Source organism: Paenibacillus pasadenensis DSM 19293, assembly GCF_000422485.1.
Classification (GTDB): Bacteria; Bacillota; Bacilli; order Paenibacillales; family Paenibacillaceae; genus Paenibacillus_O; species Paenibacillus_O pasadenensis.
Map to the genome: position 1 here is coordinate 18,967 of NZ_AULW01000001.1, position 18,828 is coordinate 37,794.

Annotated in this window: 15 protein-coding genes and 1 riboswitch; of the genes, 2 read left to right on the top strand and 13 right to left on the bottom strand. The window is 66.5% G+C overall.

Annotated elements, in window-relative coordinates; translation table 11 throughout:
* Positions 1-110: 110 nt before the first annotated feature.
* The 5 genes from H582_RS0100095 to H582_RS0100115 form a co-directional block, all read right to left on the bottom strand.
* On the bottom strand, positions 111-839 hold the full coding sequence (locus tag H582_RS0100095; RefSeq protein ID WP_028596842.1) for an amino acid ABC transporter ATP-binding protein: 729 nt from the start codon (positions 837-839) through the stop codon (positions 111-113).
* Entirely contained in the window at positions 832-2,283 is a 1,452-nt protein-coding gene (locus H582_RS0100100; RefSeq protein ID WP_028596843.1) for an amino acid ABC transporter substrate-binding protein/permease, read from the bottom strand. Before H582_RS0100100 ends, H582_RS0100095 begins: the two co-directional genes overlap by 8 nt.
* A 384-nt stretch (positions 2,284-2,667) precedes the next feature.
* On the bottom strand, positions 2,668-4,002 hold the full coding sequence (locus H582_RS0100105) for a phosphodiester glycosidase family protein (RefSeq protein ID WP_240478892.1): 1,335 nt from the start codon (positions 4,000-4,002) through the stop codon (positions 2,668-2,670).
* A 753-nt stretch (positions 4,003-4,755) separates the two neighbouring features.
* Positions 4,756-6,339 carry a tRNA (N6-isopentenyl adenosine(37)-C2)-methylthiotransferase MiaB gene (miaB, locus tag H582_RS0100110; protein ID WP_028596845.1) on the bottom strand — a complete coding sequence of 528 codons (1,584 nt, stop codon included), beginning with the start codon at positions 6,337-6,339 and terminating at the stop codon, positions 4,756-4,758.
* A gap of 61 nt (positions 6,340-6,400) precedes the next feature.
* On the bottom strand, positions 6,401-7,501 hold the full coding sequence (locus H582_RS0100115) for a metallophosphoesterase (RefSeq protein ID WP_028596846.1): 1,101 nt from the start codon (positions 7,499-7,501) through the stop codon (positions 6,401-6,403).
* 148 nt (positions 7,502-7,649) lie between these two features.
* Between H582_RS0100115 and H582_RS0100120 the strand changes: the two genes are divergently transcribed.
* On the top strand, positions 7,650-8,387 hold the full coding sequence (locus tag H582_RS0100120) for an MBL fold metallo-hydrolase (protein WP_028596847.1): 738 nt from the start codon (positions 7,650-7,652) through the stop codon (positions 8,385-8,387).
* Complete coding sequence (locus H582_RS0100125) at positions 8,368-8,934, top strand: TetR-like C-terminal domain-containing protein (protein ID WP_028596848.1); 567 nt, start codon at positions 8,368-8,370, stop codon at positions 8,932-8,934. Before H582_RS0100120 ends, H582_RS0100125 begins: the two co-directional genes overlap by 20 nt.
* 227 nt (positions 8,935-9,161) lie before the next feature.
* On the opposite strand, the gene H582_RS0100130 is transcribed toward H582_RS0100125, so the two are convergent.
* The 8 genes from H582_RS0100130 to H582_RS0100165 all read right to left on the bottom strand — a co-directional run bounded on the left by H582_RS0100130 (position 9,162) and on the right by H582_RS0100165 (position 18,818).
* The gene (locus tag H582_RS0100130; protein WP_084136422.1) at positions 9,162-10,043 is read right to left on the bottom strand and encodes a TatD family hydrolase; all 882 of its coding nucleotides are present in this window, start codon (positions 10,041-10,043) and stop codon (positions 9,162-9,164) included.
* 96 nt (positions 10,044-10,139) lie between these two features.
* Positions 10,140-10,961, bottom strand: coding sequence for an ABC transporter ATP-binding protein (locus H582_RS0100135; RefSeq protein ID WP_052332826.1), 822 nt, complete (start codon positions 10,959-10,961; stop codon positions 10,140-10,142).
* Positions 10,958-11,950: an ABC transporter permease gene (locus H582_RS0100140; RefSeq protein WP_205621408.1), complete on the bottom strand. Its 993-nt coding sequence runs from the start codon at positions 11,948-11,950 to the stop codon at positions 10,958-10,960. Before H582_RS0100140 ends, H582_RS0100135 begins: the two co-directional genes overlap by 4 nt.
* Positions 11,940-12,242: a thiamine-binding protein gene (locus tag H582_RS0100145; RefSeq protein ID WP_028596852.1), complete on the bottom strand. Its 303-nt coding sequence runs from the start codon at positions 12,240-12,242 to the stop codon at positions 11,940-11,942. The genes H582_RS0100140 and H582_RS0100145 overlap by 11 nt, the downstream gene beginning before the upstream one ends.
* A 31-nt stretch (positions 12,243-12,273) precedes the next feature.
* Positions 12,274-13,302: an ABC transporter substrate-binding protein gene (locus H582_RS0100150; RefSeq protein ID WP_028596853.1), complete on the bottom strand. Its 1,029-nt coding sequence runs from the start codon at positions 13,300-13,302 to the stop codon at positions 12,274-12,276.
* 176 nt (positions 13,303-13,478) lie between these two features.
* Positions 13,479-13,586, bottom strand: a riboswitch (TPP riboswitch).
* Positions 13,587-13,722: 136 nt separating this feature from the next.
* Positions 13,723-16,155 carry a hypothetical protein gene (locus H582_RS0100155; protein WP_028596854.1) on the bottom strand — a complete coding sequence of 811 codons (2,433 nt, stop codon included), beginning with the start codon at positions 16,153-16,155 and terminating at the stop codon, positions 13,723-13,725.
* A 31-nt stretch (positions 16,156-16,186) separates the two neighbouring features.
* The gene (locus H582_RS0100160) at positions 16,187-17,830 is read right to left on the bottom strand and encodes an extracellular solute-binding protein (RefSeq protein WP_028596855.1); all 1,644 of its coding nucleotides are present in this window, start codon (positions 17,828-17,830) and stop codon (positions 16,187-16,189) included.
* Between the two features lie 91 nt (positions 17,831-17,921).
* Positions 17,922-18,818, bottom strand: a complete 897-nt coding sequence (locus tag H582_RS0100165) for a carbohydrate ABC transporter permease (protein ID WP_028596856.1) — start codon at positions 18,816-18,818, stop codon at positions 17,922-17,924.
* Positions 18,819-18,828: the final 10 nt, after the last annotated feature.

Consider the following 18,828-nt stretch of genomic DNA (forward strand, 5'->3'; position numbering starts at 1 on the left):
GCGACGCTCCGGCGCAGCTCGAGCGATCTGCTTCCGCCGGTCCAAATGCAAAAAGCCCGCTCCGTCCGACTAGTCGGATGAAGCGGGCTTTTTGCCGCTGAAGCCTCGTTTTACAGCACCTTTTCAAGGAAGCTGATCGTCCGCTCCTGGCGCGGCCGTCCGAACAGCTCCTCCGGCGGGCCTTCCTCGACGATGTAGCCGCCGTCCATGAAGATGACCCGGTCGGCGACCTCGCGGGCGAAGCCCATCTCATGCGTCACGACCATCATCGTCATGCCCTCGCTCGCCAGGCTCTTCATGACGCCGAGCACCTCGCCGACCATCTCCGGATCGAGCGCCGACGTCGGCTCGTCGAACAGCATGATGTCGGGGTTCATCGCCAGCGCCCGGGCGATCGCCACGCGCTGCTTCTGGCCGCCGGACAGCTGCGCCGGGTAAGCGTCCGCCTTGTCGGAGAGCCCGACCCGCTCGAGCAGCCGCAGCGCGGTCTGCCGGGCCGCCGCCTCGTCCAGCTTGCCGAGCTCCGTCGGAGCGAAGGCGATGTTGCGAAGGACGTTGAAGTGTGGGAACAGGTTGAAATGCTGGAACACCATGCCGATGTTTTCGCGCACCTTGTTGATGTCCGTATCCTTGGCGTTGATGTCGACGTCGTCGACGACGACGCTGCCGGCGGTGATGTCCTCCAGCCGGTTCATGCAGCGCAGCAGCGTGCTTTTGCCGGAGCCGGACGGTCCGATGACGCAGACGACCTCGCCGGGCTGCACTTGCAGGTCGATTCCTTTCAGCACCTCGTTCGAGCCGAAGCTCTTCTTCAGCCCCTCGACGCGGATCTTACCCATGGCGCACCTTCCTTTCCATGCGCTCCGCCAGCTTCGTCAGCGCGATGATGACGATCAGGTAGAGCACCATGACCGTCGTCCAGATCGTGAACGACTCGAACGTGCGGGCGATGATGATCTTGCCGGACTGGGTCAGCTCGACGAGGCCGATGACCGACAGGATCGACGTATCCTTGAGCGTGATGACCATCTGGTTGATGAAAGACGGCACCATGACGCGGATCGCCTGCGGCAGGATGATCTTGCGCATCGCCTTGCCGTAAGGCAGGCCGAGCGAGCGCGCCGCCTCCATCTGGCCGCGGTCGATCGACTGGATGCCGCCGCGGATGATCTCGGTCACGTACGCGCCGGCGTTGAGGCTGAGCGTCAGGATCGCCGCCAGGAACAGCGGCATCGTGAAGCCGAACGCCTGCGGGATGCCGAAGTAGATGAAGAAGGCCAGCACGATGAGCGGGATGCCGCGGAACACGTCGACGTACACCGTCGCCACGCCTCGCAGGAAGCGGCTGCCGCCGACCTTCATGAAGGCGAACAGCAAGCCGAGCAGGAAGGCGAAAAACAGCGAGACGATCGTATACAGGAGCGTTTTGCCCAGCCCTTCAAGTAAGTACGGCAGCGACTCGGTGATCAGGTTCCAGCCGCCTCCGCTCGCCTGCTGCGCGCCCTCGCCCAGATAGGCTTCCTGAATGCGGGCATGCTCGCCGCTGTTTTTCAGGTTGGCGAGGCCGTCGTTGAACATGCGCAGCAGCTCGGCGTTCTGCCCCTTGCGCACGGCGAAGCCGTAGGAAGCTCCGGCCACCTTCTCCTCGTCAGTCAGCTGCAGCCCGTTGCCCTGCTGGATGCCGTAGGCGATGACCGGAAAATCGTCGAAGCACGCGACCGAATTGCCGCCTTTGACATCGTCGTACATCTGCGCCGAGTCGTCGAACGGCACGATCGTGAAGCCATACTCGCCGGCGATCGACTCCGCGTAGCGGTAGCCCTCGGTTCCGGTCTTGACGGCGACCTTCTTGCCCCGCAGATCCTCGTACGTCCGCGTCTGGCTGTCGTTCTCGCGCACCGCCATGATGACGCCGGAGTCGAAGTACGGCTCCGAAAAATCGAACTTGAGCTTGCGCTCGTCCGTGATGCTCATGCCGGCGATGACGCCGTCCACCTGGCCGGACTCCAGCGCCTGCACGGCGGCATTGAAGCCGAGCGGCTTGATCTCGTAGCGGAAGCCTTGATCGCGGGCGATCGCCTCCATCAGATCCATGTCGATGCCGACGAACTTGCCGCTCGCATCCTGGAACTCGAACGGCGCGAATGTGACGTCCGTTCCGATCTGATACACCTTGCCGGCGGCCGGCTCCGACGCCGAAGCGGTTCCGGTCCATCCGGCCGCGCCCGTCACCGTCAGGATCAGGAGCAGCCATGCCAGCCCAAGCGCGCGAATCGTTCTCATAGTGACCTCCCTTGATGTGTCAACTCCGATGTTTGTTACCCACCAAAAGAACTTTCGTAACAGGCTGAGCTCCATTCGATGGCGGAGGCGGTTGTTCGATTAGAATATCCAGATCGAAAAAAGGGATTCCCGTCCGGCGTGATGCCGGGCAGAAATCCCTGGCTTGCAAGTCCAGCCGCGCTCAGGAGGCGGAGCAGTGGGGCATGGCGAGGCCGCCTAGCGGCAGACCCGCACGAGCAGCGCTCAGTAGGCGGAGGAGCGATCGAGCAAGGCGAGGCCGCCTAGCGGACCTGCGCGTGCAGAAAATACAAGAATTCCGCAAGGCGAGGCCGCCTAGCGGACCTGCGCGTGCAGCGAGTGCGGGATCGAGCCAGGCGAGGCCGCCTAACGGACTCGTACGAGCAGCGCGTTGCTGAGCAGGCGTCCCGGGCGGGTGAGGTAGCTGCCGTTGTAATAAAGGCCGCTCGATGCGCCGCCGTCGAGGTTCATCGCCTGCCAAGCGCCCGCCGCCTTCATGATCGAGGCGAGCTGCGGAATCGTCGCGCCGCCGACGGTGAGCAGCAGCAGCTCGTGTTCCTTCGTCAGGCCGAGCGCGCTGCGCGCCCCGCCGCCCGTCAGGATTTTCGGATCGCGGAAGCCTTCCGTCTTCGGATCGAGCTTCGTCTCGCCGTTCACGAGCAGACGCGGACCGGCCTGGAGCGCGCCGTCAATGTCCTCGCCGATCCGCTCCGCGAAGTCGAGGCCCGGCAGCAGCTCGGCCAGATGGTTGGCGTCGTAGGTGAACACCGTCTTTTTGTCGCCGCTGCTCTTGTACAGCATGCTGCCGCCGTTGAACAGATAGCCGTACGGGTTTTTGACGGCGCCGTCGGTGTAGGCGTCGAAAAACGTGCCGTTCACGGCGAGCAGCGCTCCGCCGCGCCGCGCGATGGAGGCGAGCTCCTCGGTGCTGCCGATTTTGTCCTTGGCCGCCGCCACCTCCAGATCGACCCGCGGGTCGAGCAGCGACACGGTCGCCAGCTGGACGGAGAAGCTGCGGCCGGCTGCCCGGATCGTCCGGCTCTCGACCTTAACCGGCTTGCGGGCCAGACTGACCGAGCCGCGCGGAGCGACGGGCACGCGAAGCTGCGCTTCCCCTTTGCCGAGCACGATCGAGCCGGAGGACGGCTCCTGCTTCACGCTCACGCCGAACCGCTCGATCAGCAGCCGCACCGGCACATAGGCCGTTCCTCCGTCGAGGAAAGGCGCACGCGCCAGCGCGAAGCTCTCACCGCCGGAGCGGGCCGTCTTCGAGCCGATCGTGACGGTCGCGCTCCTCTCCTGCTCCGCGATCGAGGCCGTCTTTGACGCCGCGTCCCAAGCGACGCTCAGGCCGGGCAGCTGCTTGACCGCGCGCAGCGGCACATAGCTGGAGCCTTCCTCAGCGTAAGCGAATGTTTTTTCGGCGGCGGCGGCAGGCGCCGCGCCCAGGACGAGGGCGGGCAGCATGCTCGCGGCGACCGCGGCGGCGATCATTTTAGCGGCGCTATGCGCCTTGCTGGCGGCGCTATGCGCCTTGCTGGCGGCGCCATGCGCCTTGCTGGCGGCGCCATGCGCCTTGCTGGCGGCGCCATGCGCCTTACTGGCGGCGCCATGCGCCTTACTGGCGGCGCCATGCGCCTTACTGGCGGCGCTATGCGCCTTACTGGCGGCGCTTTGCGCCTTACTGGGTAATCGGTTCATTTCGGTCCAAGCTCCTTCTCGACATCGTGAAATCGTGGAATGGCATGCATCCTAACGATATCGGCCGCTGCCTCCGTCGACGTTAGCTTGCGGCGATGCGGCGGCGTCCGGCTCGCCTGCTCGCTTATCGCACTCCGAGCCGAATGCCGCTCGGCCCCATCCAAGGCACATTTCTGCCCTGGATCCTCAAATTCCGGCCGCCCATCCGAATCCAAGGCACATTTCTGCCTTGGATCCCCAAATTCCGGCCGCCCGCCCAATCCAAGGCACATTTCTGCCTTGGATCCTCAAAATCCGGCCCGATCAGCCCCATCCAAGGCACATTTCTGCCTTGGATCCCCAAATTCCGGCCGCCCGGCCCAATCCAAGGCACATTTCTGCCCTGGATCCGCGAATCCCGGCCGATCGGTCCCATCCAAGGCACATTTCTGCCTTGGATCCCCAAATTCCGGCCGCCCATCCGAATCCAAGGCACATTTCTGCCCTGGATCCTCAAATTCCGGCCGCTCGGCCCCATCCAAGGCACATTTCTGCCTTGGATCCGCAAAATCCCGGCCGCTCGGCCCCATCCAAGGCACATTCCTGCCCCGGATCCTCATAATCCCGGCCGCTCGGCCGAAGCCGGCCGTCTCCCTCCCATCGGCCGGCTGCAACGAGCAAAAAAGCCCTCTTCCGCGGATCGAAATCGCACGGAAGAGGACTTCGCCCCAACTTTTCCCCGCCGCCAACTCGGCAAGACCGCCAGGACGCGGATCAGACCGCTTCCGCCGCGTCGCCGACCAGCTCGCCGCGGACATGCCAGCTATGCGCCTCGGTCACCTTGACCTGGACGAGCCGGCCGACCAGCGAGCGCGGACCGTCCAGATGGACCAGCTTGTTCGTGCGCGTGCGGCCGGAGAGGACGTCCGGGCGGGTCTTGCTCTCGCCCTCGACGAGCACCTCGACCGTCTGCCCGACCATCGCCTCGTTCGCCTCGCGCCCGAGGACGGCCAGCAGGTCGTTGAGCCGGCGGAGACGTTCTTTTTTGACCGCTTCCGGCACGTTGTCCTCCATCCCCGCCGCCGGCGTGCCGGCGCGCGGAGAGTAGATGAACGTATAGGCGGAATCGAAGCGGACCTCGCGCACGAGCGACATCGTCTCCTCGAACTGCTCGTTCGTCTCGCCGGGGAAGCCGACGATGATGTCGCTCGTCAGCGACGCGCCCGGGATGGCCGCCTTGATCTTGCGCACGAGCTCCAAGTAGGACTCGCGCGTATACTTGCGGCTCATCCGCTTCAGCACCTCGGTGCTGCCGGACTGCACCGGCAAATGGATATGCTCCGCCAGATTGCCGCCTTGGGCGAGCACCTGTATGAGCCGGTCGTCGAAATCGCGCGGATGCGAGGTCGTGAAGCGGACGCGCGGCACCGCGATCCGCGAGATGTCGTGCATGAGGTCGCCAAAGCGGTACGTCCGGTCCTCGAAATCCTTGCCGTAGGCGTTGACGTTCTGCCCGAGCAGCGTAATCTCCTGAAAGCCCTGGCGAGCCAGCTCGCGCACCTCGGCCAGCACGTCCTCGGGCCGGCGGCTGCGCTCCTTGCCCCGGGTATAGGGGACGATGCAGTACGTGCAGAACTTGTCGCAGCCGTACATGATGTTCACCCAAGCGCGCAGCCCTTCCCGCTTCTTGGGCAGGTTCTCGATGATGTCGCCTTCCTTGGACCAGACCTCCACGACGAGCTCGCGGCTATGCGCCGCATCCCGCAGCAGCTCGGGCAGCCGGTGGATGTTGTGCGTGCCGAAGACGAGGTCGACGAACGCATGCTTCTGCAGGATGCGGCTGACGACCGTCTCCTCCTGCGACATGCAGCCGCAGACGCCGAGCAGCAGCCCGGGCCGCTCGGTCTTGAGCTTCTTCAAATGGCCGAGCTCGCCGAACACTTTGTCCTCCGCGTTCTCGCGGATCGCGCAGGTGTTGAGCAGGATGACGTCCGCCTGCGCATACTCGTCCGCCTGCTCGTAGCCCATCGCCTCGAACATGCCGCGCATGACCTCGGTGTCGTGCTCGTTCATCTGGCAGCCGTAGGTGCGGATATGATAGCTCTTGCCGCGGCCGAAGCCGGCCATGTCTTCCGGGATGCCGAAGCCGCGGTGCACCTCGACCTCCTGCTTGCCGCGCTTCTTCTCGTCGCGATGCGAAGGAGCGCTGCTGACCTGGATCGTGCGCCCGTTGATCCGATAGGCTGTCTTTCCGTCTTCTTCCCGGATGATCTTGGCGGTCGAAAAGTCAAAATACTTGGCATAGTCCTTCGCTTCTCCGGCCGTCGCGCCGGATCGATTCGAGCTGTCGCGTTCCATGGTTCAGTTCTCCCTTCTGGAAATCAAGCATTCGCCGGCAGAGCTTCTCTGCGAGCGGCGATCAGGAAAAGACGAGGCGCAGCTGCACGACCTCGGAGCGGCTGCCCAGGCGGATCGGCGGTCCCCAGAAGCCGAAGCCCGAGGTGACGACGGACGTCATCTGCTCCTTGCGCAGCACGCCCCAGTCGTTCTCGTAGATCGCGCCCGTGATCAGATGGCCCGGAGCAATCTGGCCGCGATGCGTATGGCCCGACACCATCAGGTCGATGCCGCTGCGCGCGGCGATGTCCAGCTCGTACGGCTGGTGATCCAGCAGGAGGAGCGGCTTCGACGGATCGGCCTGCGCGGCCAGCTCCGCGAGCGGCGCCCGGTCCTGCTCGGTGCGGTCCTTGCGGCCGATCAGCGTCAGCTTGTCCTCGATCGTCACGACCTCGTCGTACAGCACCTGCATGCCGCTCGCTTCGAGCGACTCGATGATGCGCTCCGTCGGGCCGTCGAACTTGTCATGGTTGCCGAGCGTCGCATAGACGCCGTACGGAGCTTGGATCCTGGCGAGGATCTCGCCGATGCCGCTGCTCTCGTACAGCTCGAGATCGTCGTCGATGATGTCTCCCGGGAACAGCACGAGATCCGGCTGCAGCTTCTCGATCTCCCGCACGAGACGCTCGGCGTGGGCCGGACCGGAAAGCAAGCCGAAATGCATGTCCGCCGCCATGACGACGTTCAGCTCCTCGAGCCCTCCCGCCGGCTTGTCGACGCGCACCTCATAGGTGCGGACGACCGGGCTGTACGCTTGGTACGAGCCGAAGGCGAGCAGGCCGAGCAGCACGGCCAGCGTGAGCGCTCCGCCCCATTTTTCCGCCCGATGGCGGGGAATCCGCGTAAGCCTCAGCAGAAGCAGCAGCAGCTGCGCGACCGGCAGCACCATGAGCAGCAGCGCGAACAGCGCGAGCCAGTACGAGCCGATGCGGCTGATCAGAGCTTGTTCGGGGAAAAAGCGCCCGAGAAAAAACGACAGCGCCAGAAACGACAGTCCGGCGATGTAAAGGACGCGGAACCAGGCGGCCGCGGCCGGCCTCAGCCAGCGCCAGCCGCTCCAGCCGACATACCAGACCAGCCCTCCGTAAAGAAGCAGAAAAACGATTCCAAGCATGATGTGCACCAGCTGCAGCTCTCCTTTGATCGCATGTTCTCCATCTATCGTACAGGATCGGCGGAGGCGCGGTCAAAAAACGGGCTTGCAAAAACTAATACAATTAGTTAAAGTAAAGCTAATCGGATTAGCAAACCCCGAAACGGAGGTTTTTCCCATGAAAATGACCCGCTCGAACGGCATCGTTCAGCTGGCTTTCCTGCCGCGCTTGTTTCCTGTCAACGCCTATCTGGTCGAGGAGGAGGACGGCCTGACGCTGATCGACGCCGCCTTGCCCTACAGCGCCAAAGCCATTTTGGACGCCGCCCGCGCGCTCGGCCAGCCGATCGCGCGCATCGTCCTGACGCATGCCCACGGCGACCATGTCGGAGCGCTCGACGCGCTCAAGGCCGCGCTGCCGGACGTTCCGGTGCACTTGTCGGCGCGGGACGCGCGCCTGCTGGACGGCGACCGCTCGCTCGATCCGAACGAGCCCCCGTCCCCGATCCGCGGCGACGTGCCGCGCAAGCTGCGCACGCGTCCCGATGTCCTGCTGCAAGACGGCGACCGAATCGGATCGCTGCTCGCCGTTGCGGCTCCGGGCCATACGCCGGGCTCGATGGCCTTTTTCGATACGCGCAGCAAAGCGCTCGTCTGCGGCGACGCTTTTCAGGTGCGAGGCGGGTTCGCCGTCAGCGGCCAGGTGCAGTGGCGCTTCCCATTCCCCGGGATGGCGACCTGGAATGCCGCGACCGCGCTCGCATCCGCCCGCAGGCTGGCGAAGCTCGGTCCGTCGCTGCTGGCCGCCGGGCACGGCCGCATGCTGGAGCGGCCGGAGGCAGCGCTCGAAAAAGCGATCCGCGCCGCCGCCGCGGCGCTCGAAGGAGGCTTCGGCGATGCCGCGCATCGGGCTTGATCGGGATACGCTGCTCGCCGCTGCCGCGGAGCTGGCCGACGAGCGCGGCTTCGAGGCGCTGGCGCTGAACGCGCTCGCGCTTAAGCTTGGCGTCCGCTCGCCTTCCCTGTACAATCACGTCTCCGGGCTGCCGGAGCTGCGCCGCCTGCTCGCCATCCGCGCGGTCGAGCGGCTGACGGCAACGCTGGAAGCGGCCGCATCGAGAGCGAACGAAGACGCCGCATCCGCCATTTCACTCGCCTATCTTGCGTTCGCGCGTGCCTATCCGGGCCAGTACGAGGCGATCCAGCGGGCTCCCGAGCCGGACGATGCCGACCTGCAGGCCGCCGCCGATCGGCTCGTCCAGCTCATAATCCGCATCTTGTCCGGCTACGGATTGGCGGAGGACGAGTTGATCCACGCCGTGCGCGGCATCCGCAGCCTGCTGCACGGCTTCGTCTCGCTGGAGCGGATCGGCGCCTTCGGGATGCCGCAGGATCGGGACGCCAGCTTCCGCTTCATGCTGCATGCGTACCTGTACGGCTTGAGCCGCGGCGGCGGGGAGTAGAGGCGGAGAGTACAGGCCGGCGATGACGGGGGAGAACCATTTCCAGGCCGCTGTGCTTTCTGCAAAAGAACGGACTTGACCCCATGGCCTCCTGCGCCTGGGTTCAAGTCCGTTTTTACTCCTCATTCGGCCGTTCTGCCGCATCTTCAGCGCGGGAGCTGAAGATGGCCTCCTATTGTATGCGGTCCCGCTTGATGCAGTCCCGTTTGATGCAGTCCCGCCGCTGCTCAGCGCAGGCCGTACAGCCTGCGGGCATTGCCCGCCAGAGCCTCGGCCGTCTCCCGCTCGCCGAGCCCGCGCAGGCGGGCGATTTCGCGCGCCGCCTCGCGCACCAGGAGCGGATGCGTCGGCTGCCCCGCGAACGGACCTTCGAACGGCCAAGGGCCGTCCGTCTCGGTCATCAGCTGTCCGAGCGGATAGCTCGCCGCCAGCTCGCGGATTTCCGGCTCGTACAGCACGTCGGGCGTCACCGACACGCTCCAGCCGGCCTGCGCCAGAACGCCCGTCGTTTCCGCATCTCCCTTGTACCAATGGAAATGCGCCCGGCGTACTCCATGTCGGAGCAGCAGCTTCGCCGCCTTGAAGGCGTCCTCGTAGACGGCATGCAGGACGAGCGGCCGATCCAGCTCGGCCGCCAGCGCCGCGAAGCGGTCCAGCGTCCCGATATAGCCGCGCTCGTCGAACGAGCCCCCGGCGCTTTCCACCTCGGATCGCGTGTAATAGGGCAGGCCGACTTCCCCGATCGCGAACCGTTCGCCGTCCGCATGCCGCTCCCGAATCCAGCCGATCAGCTCGTCCAGCTCCCCATCCTGCAGCAGCGGCTGCTCCGGATGCCAGCCGTACGCCGGCAGCACGAGCTCCGGATGGCGCAGCGCCAGCTCCCGGGTGCGGCGGCTCGACGCCAAATCCATCGAGACGGCGACGATGCCGCGCACCCCCTCCCGCCTGGCCTCCTCCAGCATCGACTCCCGTTCCTGCTCGCCGTATTGCTCCAGATGCAGATGCGTGTCGTACAGCGCCGCGGCCGCCGCTCCACGCTCCGCCTGCCCGCCGGCTTGTCCTTGCTTCGCCTGCCCGGGGGCTTGTCCTTCCTTGCCGATGCCTTCCATTCAATCCGCTCCTCTCGTCCGCTCCAAAAAGCGCCCGGCTTCCGCCGAGCGCTTCTAATTAGTACTCCCTCACAGCTGGCTTCCCGGCGTCAGCCGTCAAGCCCGGCCTTCGCCGGACCCGCCCCGCTCGCGGCGGAGCGCCTGGTACAGCTCCTCCTTGAGCTCGCCGAACGCGGACTCGCTCCACAGCTGCCGCCGGCGCGGCCGCCCGAACGGCACGGCCAGCTCCCGCACGATCGTCGCCGGTGCGGACGAGAGCACGAGGATGCGGTCCGACAGCAGCAGCGCCTCCTCGATCGAATGCGTGACGAGCAGCACCGAGCGCCGGTCCTGCTCCCAGAGCGACAGTAGCCACTCCTGCATCTCCTGCCGCGTCAGCGCGTCGAGCGCGCCGAACGGCTCGTCGAGCAGCATGAGCGGCTGCGGCGACAGCAGCGCGCGCAGGAACGAGACGCGCTGCTGCATGCCGCCGGACAGCACCTGCGGATAGCTGCGCGCATGACGCTCCAGGCCGAGCCGCTCCAGCCCCTCGCGCGCCAGCCGCCGCGCCTCCTCCCGACTGCGCCCGGCGATGCGCAGCGCCAGCTCGATGTTGCCCTGCACGGTGCGCCAGGGCAGCAGCGCCGCCTGCTGCGGCATGTAGGCCGCGAGGCCCGGGCGGCTGCCGGCAGGCTCGCCGGCGACGAGGATGCGGCCTGAATCCGGCCGCTCCAGCCCGCCGACGAGCCCGAGCAGCGTCGTCTTGCCGCTGCCGGACGGGCCGAGCAGCGACACGAACTCGCCCGCGCCCACGCTCAGGCTGACGCCGCCGAGCACCTGCGTCCGCCCCGCGGCCTGCGGATAGGACAGCGCGACCCGGTCGACCTCAAGCACGAGGGGAGCGGACGGCGACGCTCCGTTCGATCGCTTCCTGTTCATGCCGCTCCCCCTCTCTCCGAGCGCCAGCGCAGCGCGAGCCGCTCCGCCCCCGCGACGGCGGCGACGAGCAGCAGGCTGAGCGCGACGACGATGGCGACGCCCGCGAACACGAGCGACGTCTTGAAGCCTTTGGACGACAGCAGCATGAAATAGCCGAGCCCGCGGTCCGAGCCGATCCATTCGGCGACGACCGCGCTCGTCACGCTGTACGATGCCGCCAGCTTGAGCCCGGAGAACAGATGCGGCGCGGAGCTCGGCAGCTCGAGGCTGGCGAAGCGCCGCCAGCGGCCGGCCCCGATCATGCGCAGATAGCGCTCCAGCGCCGGATCCGCGCCGCGCAGCCCGCCGAGCATCGCGACGCAGACGGGGAAGAAGCAGACGAGCATGACGAGCAGCAGCTTCGGCAGCAGCCCGAAGCCGAACCAGATGACGAGCAGCGGCCCGAGCGCGATGATCGGCACGTTTTGCGACAGCACGAGCAGCGGGTAGACGCCGGCGCGGACGAGCGGCAGCAGATGCAGCAAGGCGGCGAGCGCGAAGCCCGCCGCCGATCCTCCCGCGAAGCCGAGCAGCGTCAGGCTCAGCGTCGCGCCGGCATGGCCGGCGAGCCGCTCTCGCGCTTCCCACGCATCGGACAGGATGCGGCCCGGCGAAGGCATGAGCCATGCCTCGACGCCCCACAGCCGCACTGCCGCCTCCCAGAGCAGCAGCAGCGCCGCGAGCACGGCGAGCGGCGGCCACGCCGCCTTCAGCCGCGCGCGCGTTCGGCCGCCGGCCCGCGCACGCGCCGACTTAGCGCCATTGGCCGCCGCTCCAGCCCGCTCCGACGCCGCGCCATCGGCTGCCGCTCCGGCCCGCTCCGACGCCGCGCCATCCGCCGCCGCTCCAGCCCGCTCCGACGCCGCGCCATCGGCTGCCGCGTCGCGCCGGACGGCTTCGCGTCCGTCCGCCTCGTTCCGATCCGGCCCGCGATGGCCGCTACCGGCCATCCGGATATTTTTCGAGCAGGCGGTCCATCGAGGCTCCGCTGCCCGGATTGTAGTAGATTTTCACCTGGGAGATGACGGACGGGCAGCCGAGCTCGGCCAGCGCCTCGCTCATGCGGGCGACGACCGCGAGCAGCTGCTGCAGGTCGCCCTCCATCGTCGTCTCCAGCGGAGCGACGCGATAAGGCACGCCGGCCTCCTTGATGATGTCGATCGCCCGGTCGACGTACGGCAGGACGCTTTCTCCTCCCGGCGTCGTCGGCAAAATCTGGATGCTTACCAGCGCGTTGGCCATGTCGATGCTCTCCTCTCGTTCGAAACAGGGATCAATTTCCGTCTGCGGGCAGGAACTCGTTCGTGAACGCCTTCGCCAGGTCCGGCTTGGCGTCCATCAGGCCGTGCTCGACCATCCAGTCGGCGTACCCGTTCCACACCTCGGCCTTCTGCTCGCCCCAGCGGGCGGCGTCATCCTGGTATTTCGGGCTCAGCCACTTCTGGCTGGCGCGCACGAGCTCCGGGTTCAGATCGGGCACGGCCGCGATCAACGTTTCCGCCGCGCCTTCCGGATCGCGGATCGCGTCCTCGTAGCCGGCTGCCGCGCCGGCGACGAACGCGCGCACGAGCTCCGGCCGCTCGGCGATCAGCTTCTCGCTCGTCTGCAGCAGCGGCGTATAGTAGTCGAGCTTGTCGCTATAGTCGGTCAGATAGACCATGTTCAGCTGCTCGCCGCGCAGCTCCGCCTCGACGCCCGTCCATCCGTAGAAGATCCAGGCGAAGTCGATGTCGCGCTTGACGGCGGTGAAGAAGTCGGCGTTGCCCATGTTGACGATCTTGACCTGGCCGACATCCGCCTGCTGCTCCTGCATGAGCGAGGCGAGCACCTCCTGCTCGACCGGCGCTCCCCAGCCGCCGTACGTCTTGCCCTCGAAGTCCTTGGGCTCCTTGATGCCCTTGTCCGCCGGCGAGGCGAAGCCCGACGTATTGTGCTGGATGACCGCCGCGACCGAGACGAGCGGCAGCTCTTGCGTGCGCGCGAGCGTCAGGTTTTCCTGATAGCCGATGCCGAACTCCGCCTCGCCCTTGGCGACGAGCGTATCGGCGGCCGTCCCTTCGGGCGGCTGCACGATCTCGACGTCGAGCCCTTGCTCCTTGAAGTACCCCTTGTCGCGCGCCACATAAAGGCCGGTATGGTTCGTATTCGGCGTCCAGTCGAGCACGACCTTCACCTTTTGCAGCGGCGCGTCCGTCGCCGCCGCTCCGCCGTTCTCCTGCTCGGCGCTGCCGCCGCAGGCGGCCAGCGCGAGCGCCAGCGCCGCCGTCAGCATGCCGCTTGTCCATCTTGTCTTGCTCCCCATGTCTCTCCCCTGCTTTCTTCTCTCTCATGCCCGCATCGCCTTCGTCGCCGTCCGCCGTCCGATCCGCGCAGCCGATCCCGCCCGAACAAAAAAAGACGTCTCCCCAAGGAAGACGTCGTGATGGATCGCAGATCGAGACTTGCCGTACGGAAGCTCCCGAAAGGGCTGCTCCGCGGCGAGTCGGCTGCATACGGTTCCTACGCTGGCATTATCCAGATCAGGTGTACGGGTCGGGATGCTTCTCCCCTCTCAGCCGGCGTGCGCCAGCTCCCCAGCTATGCGGTTGTCAATAGTGCCATTATAGCAGAGCTCGGGCCGATTGCAACCGGATTGAAAAAGGACGCGGCCGGATTGCGGCAAGTCCGCAAGCCTGCAAGCCCGCAGGCCCGTCAGCGCCCTCCCGGCCGGACGCCGCTTTTGTCAGAGCCACTCCAGCTCGACGCGGACGCCCGCAGGGCGGCCTTCGTGGCGCAGCAGCAGCGTGGACGAGGCGGCATGGAACTCCGCCTCTACCGCATGGCCGCCGGATGCGTCAGCGCCCGGCCCGGCCAGCGGGGTATCCGCCGCGCAGGCGCGGATGCGGCTCGGCATGGAACAAGCGCGCAGCCTCGTGCTCACCGTCATCTCGGACGGCGACTCCGACACGTAGCGGAACCGTCCGCCTTCCCGAGCCGCGTCCCGGACGCGGGAGGAGCTGACAAGCACGGAGGCGCGCCGCGCCGCCTCCGCCGCTCCCGGGCCGGCGTGCGCAGAGCCTGCCTGTGCCGCTCCCGCTCCCGGGCCGCCGTGCGCGGACCCCGCCTCCGCCTCTCCCGCTCCCGGGCCGCCGTGCGCGGACCCCGCCTCCTCCGCTCCCGCTCCCGGGCCGCCGTGCGCGGAGCCCGCCTGCGCCGGCTCCCCCTCGCCCCGGCCGCCGGCCGCTTCGCCCAGATCGTACAGCAGGGCGTCCTCGCCCGGCGCGAGCTCGATCCGATTCCGCACCGTCAGCTCCGCGTCGAACAGATCGACAAACGCTCCCTCGAGCACGGCCGAGCCGCCTGCCGCTTCGCTCTCGTCCAGCGCATGCGCGATCACATAAGGACCGCGCCGGATGCGCAGCAAGCCGCTCTCGCGGTAGTCGTCCGCCTCGCCGCGCAGCTCCAGCGCGCGCCGGATCGCGCCGAGCACGCGCTCCGCGCCTGCCGCGGAGCGCGACAGCTCGGCCGGATGGCAGCGCAGATGCAGCAGCGCGCCCTCCCCGACGGCATGCTCGCCCGGCTCCGGTTCCCGGCCTAGCCCCATCGCCTCGAACAGATGCTGCTCGGGACGCTCGTAGACGCGGCTTCCCGCCCCGCGATTCCACCATTCGCGCACGCCGTGGAACGGATCCGAGCCGTCGCCGGCATAGATCAGCACGCCGCCCTCCCGCGCCCATTGGGCGAGCGCCTGATGGATGCCGGGATGCTCCGGCTTCATGAACTCGTAGCTGAGCAGCAGGACGCGGTAGCCCTCGAGATAGCCGGGGAACGTCAGGATGTTGTCGAGCTGGACCGGGCGCAGCGGGATGCCCTTCTTGACCGGCGGCAGCGCCAGTCCGTAAAAGGCCGAGAAGTCCAGCAGCTCCAGCTGCCGCGTCGTCAGTCCGTCCGCCGCCTTCGTGCCGTCGTAGTTGAACTCGCCTCCGTCCTCTCCCTCCCCGAGCACGTCGCCCCGCTGGTACATGGACGAGTTGGCCAGGCAGAGGCCGATGCCGGACGGTCCGGCCCCGGCGCCGGACGGATCGGGAGCCTCCTCGTGGCGATGCATGTCTCGCAGCAGGTTCATGACGGTCAGCAGCTCCGTCTTGTAGGCTTCGGGGATCGGCTCCTTGCCGCTGCCGTCCTCGGTCGGATAGTCCAGCTCGAACACCCGCCACGGCCACGGGCACACCTCGTACTGCTTCACGTCCGGATGCAGCAGGGAGGCGACGACCGTCGCCCGGTAGTTGCGGCGGTAGTCGCTCCAGCTGTAGCGCGGATTGTCCTCGATCGGATCGTGCAGGAACCACATCTCGCGGCCGGTGCCGCGCGTCAGCTCCTGCATGATGCCATATTCCAAATAGGCCGTCTCGAACGTGCGCTCGCGGCGCACGCCCCGATAGACGTTGGCCGTGCGCGCCGTGCCGGTCCAGATCTGGGCGATATAGCCGTCGCATGACGGCATCGAGACGAGCAGCGCCTCCGGGCTGACGATCCGCCACTGGGCGTAGTTGATCAGGCTGTGCGTCGGCACGTAGAAGCGGATCGCCCGATCATAGGCGACGAGCGCGTATTCCTTCATCTCGCCGCAGATGCGCTCGAGCGTGCGCGCGTACATCGCCGCCTTCAGCTTCGAGGCCCGGTACTGGGCGTCCGGCGAGCGATGCGGCTCCTGCCAGTCCTCGCCGTAATAGCTCCGCCACTCCCGCTTGAACGCCTCCTCGTAGCCCGACTGCGCCCAGAACTCCGGCTCCTCCAGATGGATCGCCTCGACGCCGCAGTCGATCGCCCGGCGGATCTGCTCCGCCAAATACCGGGCGAACGAGATCGTCGGCGCCATGTACGGCACGTCCTTGCCGTGCAGCATCGGGTCGCCGGAGCGCAGCGTCTGCGCCTCGTCCCAGTGCTCCCGCCCGTCGAACCTGCCGTACAGGTAATCCTGGTACTCGCCCCACGAGACGCCGGTCATGAGATGGATCGTGTAGCCGGCCTTCCTCCAGCCCTCGATCCGCTCGGGCAGATCGTCCGAAATGCCGTACACCATGACGAAATCCGTCCGCAGATCGTACTTGGGCCCGTACGGACGGGATTCCTGGAATCCCGTCCGCTCCTGCCGGCCCGCTTCCTCCCGCTTCATGTCGCGGCCTCCTTTCAGGCAAGCGCCCGGATCAGTTCGGCATCTGCAGCTGCACGACTTCCTTGCCCTTCAGGTTCTCGTTCACATACTGGATCGCCTCCGGATAGCCGGTCTTCTTGATCTGCTCGCGCAGCGCGCCGATGATGTCCAGCGCCGCTTCGTCGGACTTGGCGAATACCGCTTCCTTCCAGACGTCGCCGATTTTGTCCATCGACGGCTTGAGCTCCTCCCACTGCGGCGACTTGGCCATGACGTCGGCGGCGTTGTAGGCCGAGATGACGGAGATGCCGTTCGGACGGAGGATTTTGCGCGCGCTTTCCATCTTGGCGATCCGCTCCTGGTCCGCCCAGATGTCGCCGCCGAGCGTGTTCGTCCGGTCCTGGCCGGTCATGTCCTCGAAGCCGGTCGCGAAGCCCTCGTTTTTCTTGGCCTTGCCCGTCGTGTCGGCCGCGAACTTGTCGAAGAACTCCGCCTTGGCGACCGGCTTGCCGTCCACCATGTCGTAATGCGTGCCCTCGATGCCGTAGCGGACGAGCTTGAAGCCTTCCTCCGAGGCGAGGAACTCCAGCAGCTTGAGCGCCGCGTCGACATTTTTGCATGCCTTGGTGATGACGGTGACGTTGTTGCCCTGGATGCCGAGATCGACGGGACGATCCGGCTCGGCGCCGGCCCGCTCCAGCGGCCCGATCGGCACGTAGTCGCTGCCTGGATGCGCTTTCACATAATCCTTGGAGGCGTCGATGATCGCCGGCAGATGCGCCGCCAGCACGGCGATGCGGCCCTGCTTGATCTTTTCCTGGGCGATCGGATCGGTCTGCGTGAACGCCTCCGGATCGAGCAGTCCCTCGGCCAGCAGCTTGCGGTAATACAGCGTGTAGTCCTCGTACGGCTTGGTGAAGAACACATGCTCGAGCGTGCCGCCGCCCTGGTCCAAATACTCCGTGCCGTAGAACATCGTGTTGCCGATGCCGACGGCCCAGCCGTTGGAGAAGCCGCCGAGCGGGAACACCGGCATGCCGTTCTCCTTCAGATCCGCGTCCTTGATCTTCTTGAGGAAGGCGTACAGATCGTCCTTCGTCCGGACCGACTGCGGATCGACGCCGACCTGATCGGCGATGTCCTTGCGGACGTAAAAGCCGTACAGCCAATCCATGGCGTCCTTGTCCGTCAGCGGCTGGTTTTGGAACAGCATGTAGCTCTGGTCGCCGAAGGCTCCGATCGCCTTCTCGTACAGCGCCGGCGGCACGTTTTCCTTGGCGATCGCCCGGGACAGGTTCGGATACGCGTCCAGCTTGCCCGACAGGTCGACGAGCTGGTCCTCGCGCGCCGCCTTGACGATGCCGTCCAGCTCCCCGCCCCAGGCCGGTCCGGTGTAGATGTCGGGCAGGTCCTGCGTCGCGAAGATCTGGTTCACCTTTTCGACCTCGCTGCCCTTCGTGTAGTCCATCTTCACCTTGACGCCGGTCTTCGCCTGGATCGCCTTGGCGATCGGCGTCAAGTCCGCCTCCACGTCGCCCGCGCCGGAGCCGTTCCAGTTGTGCAGAATCTTCAGCGTCACCTCGCCGCCGTCGCCGCTGTTCCCTCCGCCGCCCCCGTCGCTGCATCCGATGAGCGAGCCGCCCATCGCCATCGCCGCCAGCAGCGCCGCGGCGGCCTTGATCCGCTTGTTCCTCATGAGAACCCCTCCCGATCGTCGTAAGTGGTATATGACAAAGTCCGGCGGCTGCGGCGGACCCGCCGCCCGCAGCCGCTTGCGGACGTTCATCCTAGCCTTTGACCGAACCCATCATGACGCCCTTGACGAAGTACTTCTGCAGAAAAGGATAGATGCACAGGATCGGAAACACGGTGACGACGAGCAGCGCCATCCGCAGCGACTCCGGCGTCGATCCGGCCGCGCCGGTGTTGATCGTCTGCCCGCCCTGCTGGGCGGCCCGCTGCATCGAGGACGAGAGCGCCTCGGCCTCGGTGAGCATCTGCTGCAGCAGCGTCTGCACGGGAATGAGGCTCTTGTCGGAGACGTAATAGGCTCCGGTGAACCAGTCGTTCCAGTGGGCGACGCCGATGAACAGCGAGATCGTCGCCAGCACCGGCCCCGACAGCGGCAGGACGATCTTGAGGAAGATCTGGAAGTCGCCGTAGCCGTCGATGCGCGCCGACTCCTCCAGCTCCTCCGGGATGCCCTGCAGGAACGTGCGGATGATGACGATGTGGAAGAAGCTGAACAGCATCGGAATGACGTACACCCAGAAGCTGTTGATGAGCTGAAGCTTCTGCAGCGTGATGAAGTAAGGGATGAAGCCCGCGCTGAAGATCGTCGGCAGGAAGATGTAGAAGGTGAAGAACGTCCGTCCCGGCAGCGTCTTTTTGGACAGCGCGTAGGCGGTCAGCGTGCATAGCGCCACATGCAGCGCCGTGCCGAGCGCCGTGCGCAGCAGCGTGATCTTGTACGCCTGCCAGATTTTCGCGTTGTCGAAGATCTGGGCGTAGTTGTCGAGCGTGAACTGCCGAGGGTAGAAGTAGAGCGCTCCGAGCATCGAGTCCTTGCCGTCGTTCAGCGAGTAGACGAGGATGTAGATGAACGGATAGATCATCGTGAAGCCGAACAGCGCGAGCAGCGTGTAGTTGGCCGCGCTGAACAGCGAGAGCTTGCGCCTTCCCATGCGGATGCTC